Below are 5,891 nucleotides of genomic sequence, written 5' to 3'. Positions count from 1 at the left end.
GGCTGTGACGGATCGGTGGCGAGGGCCTCCAGGACCCGCAGCCAGCGTCGTCCCAGGACCTCCACCGACGCCCGGTCGAACAACTCCGCCGCGAAGATGATCCGCACGCAGAGACCGTCGGCCTGCTCGGTGGCATCGAACTGCAGGTCGAACTTGGCGAGTTGCTGGTCATCGGACACGGCCGAGGCTTCGATGCCCGGCAGGTCCAGGATCGCCTCGGCGTTGTTCTGCAGGCTGAGCATGACCTGGAAGAGCGGGTGCCGGGCCATCGAGCGCGCGGGCGCCAGCTCCTCGACGAGGCGCTCGAACGGCACGTCCTGGTGGGCGAACGCGCCCAGCGCGGCGTCGCGGACCCGGCCCAGCAGCTCGGCGAAGGTGGGGTCGCCGCTCAGGTCGGTGCGCAGGACCAGGGTGTTGACGAAGAGCCCGACGAGGTCGTCGAGGTTCTCGTCGGTGCGGCCGGCGATCGGCGTGCCGATCGGGATGTCCTTGCCGGCGCCGAGCCGGGAGAGCAGCGCCGCCAGTGCCGTCTGCAGCACCATGAAGGACGTGACGCCCTCCGTCCGGGCCAGCTTCAGCAGCCCCGCCTGCAGTTCGGCGGGGACGGTCAGCTCGACCGTCTCCCCCCGGTTCGAGGCGACGGCCGGGCGCGGCCGGTCGAAGGGGAGCGTCAGCTCCTCCGGCAGGTCGTCCAGCGTCTCTCGCCAGTACCCCAACTGCTGTGCCAGCAGGCCTTCGGCGTCCTCCTCCGACCCCAGCAGTTCCCGCTGCCAGAGGGTGTAGTCCGCGTATTGCACCGGCAGCGGCGCCCACGTGGGTGCCTGGCCGCCCATCCGCGCCGCGTACGCGGCGGACAGGTCGCGCCCCAGCGGAGCCATCGACCAGCCGTCACCGGCGATGTGGTGAACCGTCACCACGAGCACGTGGTCCTGCGGCGACAGCGCGAACAGCTCGGCCCGGATCGGGAGTTCGGTCGCCAGGTCGAAGGGGTGCCCGGTGGCGCGGGCCACGGCGGCGGCCAGTTCCGGCTCGGTGGTCTCGGTGACGGTGAGCCGACAGGTGAACTGGTCGGCAGGGCGGACGTGTTGGTGCGGCTGTCCGTCGACGGCGGGGAAGACGGTGCGCAGGGCTTCATGACGGGCAATCAGGTCGTGCAGTGACGCCTGGAGCGCTTCCCGGTCCAGGGCGCCGGTGAGGCGGAGTACGGCCGGGATGTTGTAGGCGGCGCTGGGTCCGGTCAACTCGCCGAGGAACCACAGGCGTTGCTGGGCGAAGGAGAGCGGAAGCCGCTCCGGCCGCTCGGCAGTGGTGACCGCAGGGCGTACCCCGGTGGTGGCGTCCAGCCGCTCGGCCAGGGCGGCGGGGGTGGGTGCCTCGAAGAGGGTGCGCAGGGGGAGTTCGGTGCCGAGGGTGGTGCGGATGCGGCTGGTGAGGCGGGTGGCGAGGAGGGAGTGGCCGCCGAGGTCGAAGAAGCTGTCGTCGAGGCCGACCGAGGGCAGGCCCAGGACCTCGGCGAAGACGGTGCAGAGCAGTTCTTCACGGAGGGTGGCGGGGGTGCGGTCGGTCTGGGTGGTGTAGGTGGGGGCGGGCAGGGCGCGGTGGTCGAGCTTGCCGTTGACGGTCAGCGGGAGCGCCGCCAGCACCACCACGGCCGACGGCACCATGTACTCCGGCAGCCGCTCGGCGGCCGCTGCCCGGGCCAGTGCGGGCAGCCCGGCACCGTCCGTCCCGGGGGCCGGGACGAGGTAGGCGACGAGTCGCTTGTCGCCGGGGGCGTCCTCGCGGACGGTGACGGCGGCCTGGGCGACGGCGGGGTGAGCGGTGAACACGGCCTGGATCTCGCCGGGCTCGATGCGGAAGCCGCGGATCTTGACCTGGTCGTCGGCGCGGCCGACGAACTCGAGTTCGCCGTCGGTGGTCCAACGGACCACGTCGCCGGTGCGGTACATCCGCTCGCCGGGCTCGCCGTACGGGCAGGCCACGAAGCGTTCGGCGGTCAGCCCGGGCCGGCCCAGATAGCCGCGCGCCAACTGGGCACCCGCGATGTACAGTTCGCCGGCCACGCGCGGCGGCACCGGGCGCAGCGACGCGTCCAGGACGAAGAACCGGGTGTTGTGGATCGGATGACCGATCGGCACCGTCGATCCGGCAGCCGGCGGCTCCCCGGGTGTGTGGGCGACCTGCACCGTCGTCTCGGTGGGGCCGTAGATGTTGATGAGTGTGACGTTCCAGATGTCCGTGATCCGCCGGGCGAGGTCCGCGCTCAGCGACTCGCCGCCGGAGAACAGCCGCCGCAGGGAGTCGATACGGCCCTCGTCGAGGAGCGTGGCGAGCTGCGAGGGGACGAACTGGGCGACGGTCACCCGGTGTTCGGTGGCGTAGCGGAGCAGTCGGCGGGGGTCGCCGCCGAAGCCGTCGGGGAGCAGGCAGACGGCGGCCCCGGAGGCCAGCGGGTGCCACAGCTCCCACACCGACGCGTCGAACGCGGTGGAGGTACGGGCCAGCATCACGTCGTCCGGTGCGAGACCGTGGTCCGCGGCCAGCCACGCCAACTGGTTCGCCAGGCCGCCGTGGTGGATCACGACCGCCTTGGGGCGTCCGGTGGAGCCCGAGGTGTAGATGACGTAGGCGGGGTGTGCGGGCAGCAGCGGCCTCGTACGGTGGGCGTCCGTCACCGCGGAGTCGGACCGCTCGGCGAGTGCGGCGGTCGTCTCCGCCCCGTCGAGTACCAGCCGGGGCGTCGAGGTGCCGTTCAGGACGGCGGTGCTCGCCTCCGAGGTGATCACCAGGGTCGGCCGGGCGTCGTCCAGTTGGAAGGCGATCCGCGACACCGGGTGTGCCACGTCCAGCGGCAGGTAGGCCGCGCCGCTCTTCAGCACCGCCAGCATCGCCGTGAGCAGGTCGGCGGAGCGCGGCAGCGCCAGCGCGACCAGACTCTCCGGGCCGACGCCGGCGGCGATCAGGTGGTGGGCGAGGCGGTTGCTGCGGCTGTCGAGCTCGGCGTAGGTGAGCCGCTGGTCGACGTGGGTGAGGGCGATGGCGTCGGGGGTGCGGGCCACCTGGGTCTGGAAGAGCTGCGGCAGCGCGGTCGGAGCCGTCGGCAGCGCGGTGTCGTTCCACCGTTCCAGGATCCGGTGCCGCTCCTCGGCGTCGAGGACGTCCGCCGTGCTGACCGGGGCCTGCGGGGCCGCCGTCAGCGCGGTCAGCACCCGGGCCCAGCGCTCGCCGAGCAGTTCGACCGTCGCGTGGTCGAAGAGGTCGGTGGCGTAGGTGATGCGGGTGGCGAGGCCGGCGGGGGTGCCGGTGGCGGGGTCGAAGGTCTCGTCGATCTCGAAGGCGAGGTCGAACTTTGCCGCGGGCGGGCCGGCGGGCAGGGCGGTGCTGTGGAGCCCGGGCAGGTCCAGGACCGCCTCGGCGTTGTTCTGCAGGCTGAGCATGACCTGGAAGAGCGGGTGCCGGGCCATCGAGCGCACGGGTGCCAGCTCTTCGACGAGGCGCTCGAACGGCACGTCCTGGTGGGCGAAGGCGGCGAGGCCGGTTTCGCGGACGCGGCCGAGCAGTTGCTCGAAGGTGGGGTCGTCGGTGAGGTCGGTGCGCAGGACAAGGGTGTTGACGAAGAAGCCGACCAGCTCGTTCAGGTTCTCGTCGGTGCGGCCGGCGATCGGCGTGCCGATGGGGATGTCCGGTCCGGCGCCGAGGCGGGAGAGCAGGACGGCGAGTGCGGCCTGGAGCACCATGAACATGGTGGCGCCGTTGCTGCGGGCGACCTCGGTGAGGGCGGCGTGCAGGTCGGGGGCGATGGGCAGGTCGACCAGGGCGCCGTGCTGGGTGGCGACGGGCGGGCGCGGCCGGTCGAAGGGCAGCTCCAGCTCGGCCGGGATGCCGGCCAGGGCCTCACGCCAGTAGGTGAGTTGTTCGCTGAGCAGGCTTTCGGGGTCGTGGTCGTCGCCGAGTAGGTCGCGTTGCCAGAGGGTGTAGTCGGCGTACTGGACGGGCAGGGGCTCCCATTCGGGTGCCCGGCCGTCGAGGCGCGCGGTGTAGGCGGTGGAGAGGTCGTGGCCGAGTGGGGCGAGGGACCAGCCGTCGCCGGCGATGTGGTGGATGGTGACGGTGAGGACGTGGTCGTCCGGTGCGAGGGTGAACAGTTCGGCGCGGATGGGGAGTTCGGTGGTGAGGTCGAAGGCTCGGGTGGCGGTGCGGGTGATCGCCTCGGCAAGCTCGGACTCGGTGAGCTTGTGCTCGGTGAGCTCGTGCTTGGCCGGCTCGGTGACGGTGAGCTCGAAGCTGAACCCGTCGGCGGGAAGCACGTGTTGGCGCGGCTGCCCGTCGGTGAGGGGGAAGAGCGTCCGCAGGGCCTCGTGGCGGGCGATCAGGTCACGCAGTGCCGCCCGGAGGGCCTCCTGGTCGAGGTCGCCGGTCAGGCGGAGAGCCGCCGGGATGTGGTAGGCAGCGCTCGGTCCGGTCAGCTCGCCAAGGAACCAGAGGCGTTGCTGCGCGAAGGAGAGCGGCACCTGCTCCGGTCGCGGCTGGGCGGCGGTGACCGCCGTGCGCACCCCGGCATCGGCGTCCAGCCGCTGGGCGAGGCGGGCCGGGGTTGGCGCCTCGAAGAGGGTGCGCATCGGGACCTCGATGCCGAGGGTGGTGCGGATGCGGCTGACGAGGCGGGTGGCGAGGAGGGAGTGGCCGCCGAGGTCGAAGAAGTTGTCGGTGGGGGTGACTCGGGGCAGGTCGAGGACCTGGGCGAAGACGGCGCAGAGGATTTCCTCGTGCGGGGTGGTGGGGGTGCGGTCGGTCTGGGTGGTGTAGGTGGGGGCGGGCAGGGCGCGGTGGTCGAGCTTGCCGTTGACGGTGACGGGCAGCGCGTCGAGGACCACGGTCGCCGACGGCACCATGTAGTCCGGCAGCTGTCGGCGCAGGAACTCCCCGACGGATTCGACGAGTTCATCGCTGCCGTGGCCGAGGGCGGCGACGAGGTAGGCGACGAGGCGCTTGTCGCCGGGGGTGTCCTCGCGGGCGATGACGGCGGCCTGGGCGACGGCGGGATGGGTGGCCAGGGTGGCCTGGATCTCGCCGAGTTCGATGCGGAAGCCGCGGAGCTTGACCTGGTCGTCGGCGCGGCCGACGAACTCCAGGTCCCCGCCGGCGGTCCAGCGGGCGAGGTCGCCGGTGCGGTACATGCGTTCGCCGGGCTCGCCGTAGGGGCAGGCGACGAAGCGTTCGGCGGTGAGGCCGGGGAGGTTGAGGTAGCCGCGGGCCAACTGGCGTCCTGCGAGGTAGAGTTCGCCCTCCACGCCCGGCGGGACCGGCTCCAGTCGCGCGTTCAGCACGTACACCCGGGTGTTCCACACCGGCCGGCCGATCGGGACGGAGGCCCCGGCGTTCGGGGTGGCACAATCCCAGGCGGTCACGTCGACCGCCGCCTCCGTCGGACCGTAGAGGTTGTGCAGCGGCACGTCGAGCAGCGCCAGGAACTTGTCCCGCAGCTCGGCCGGCAGGGCCTCGCCACTGCAGAACACCGACCGCAGGCCGGTGCAGTTCGCGACGGCCGGCTCCTGGGTGAAGGCCTGCAGCATCGACGGCACGAAGTGGGTGACGGTGACCTGCTGGCTCTGGATCAGATCGATCAGGTAGCCCGGGTCCTGGTGGCCGCCGGGGCGCGCGACCACCATGGTGGCGCCTTCCAGGAGCGGCCAGAAGAACTCCCAGACGGAGACGTCGAAGCCGAACGGAGTCTTCTGCAGCACGCGGTCCGTGGCGTCCAGCGGATACGCGGACTGCATCCAGGCCAGCCGGTTGACGATGGCGCGGTGGGGGATGGTGACGCCCTTGGGGCGGCCGGTGGAGCCGGAGGTGTAGATGACGTAGGCGGGGTGGTCGGGGTGGAGGGTGAG

At 72.2% G+C, this 5,891-nt stretch carries 1 protein-coding gene; it reads right to left on the bottom strand.

Translation table 11 applies throughout. The features are described 5' to 3' along the window. On the bottom strand, positions 1–5,891 hold a 5,891-nt coding region (locus ACZ52J_RS42610), incomplete at both ends, for an amino acid adenylation domain-containing protein (protein WP_465626804.1).

It is taken from the genome of Kitasatospora sp. NPDC034035, from assembly GCF_055575755.1.
The sequence above is the reverse complement of the archived record's forward strand: the minus strand, read 5'-3'. Positions and strand labels throughout refer to the sequence as shown.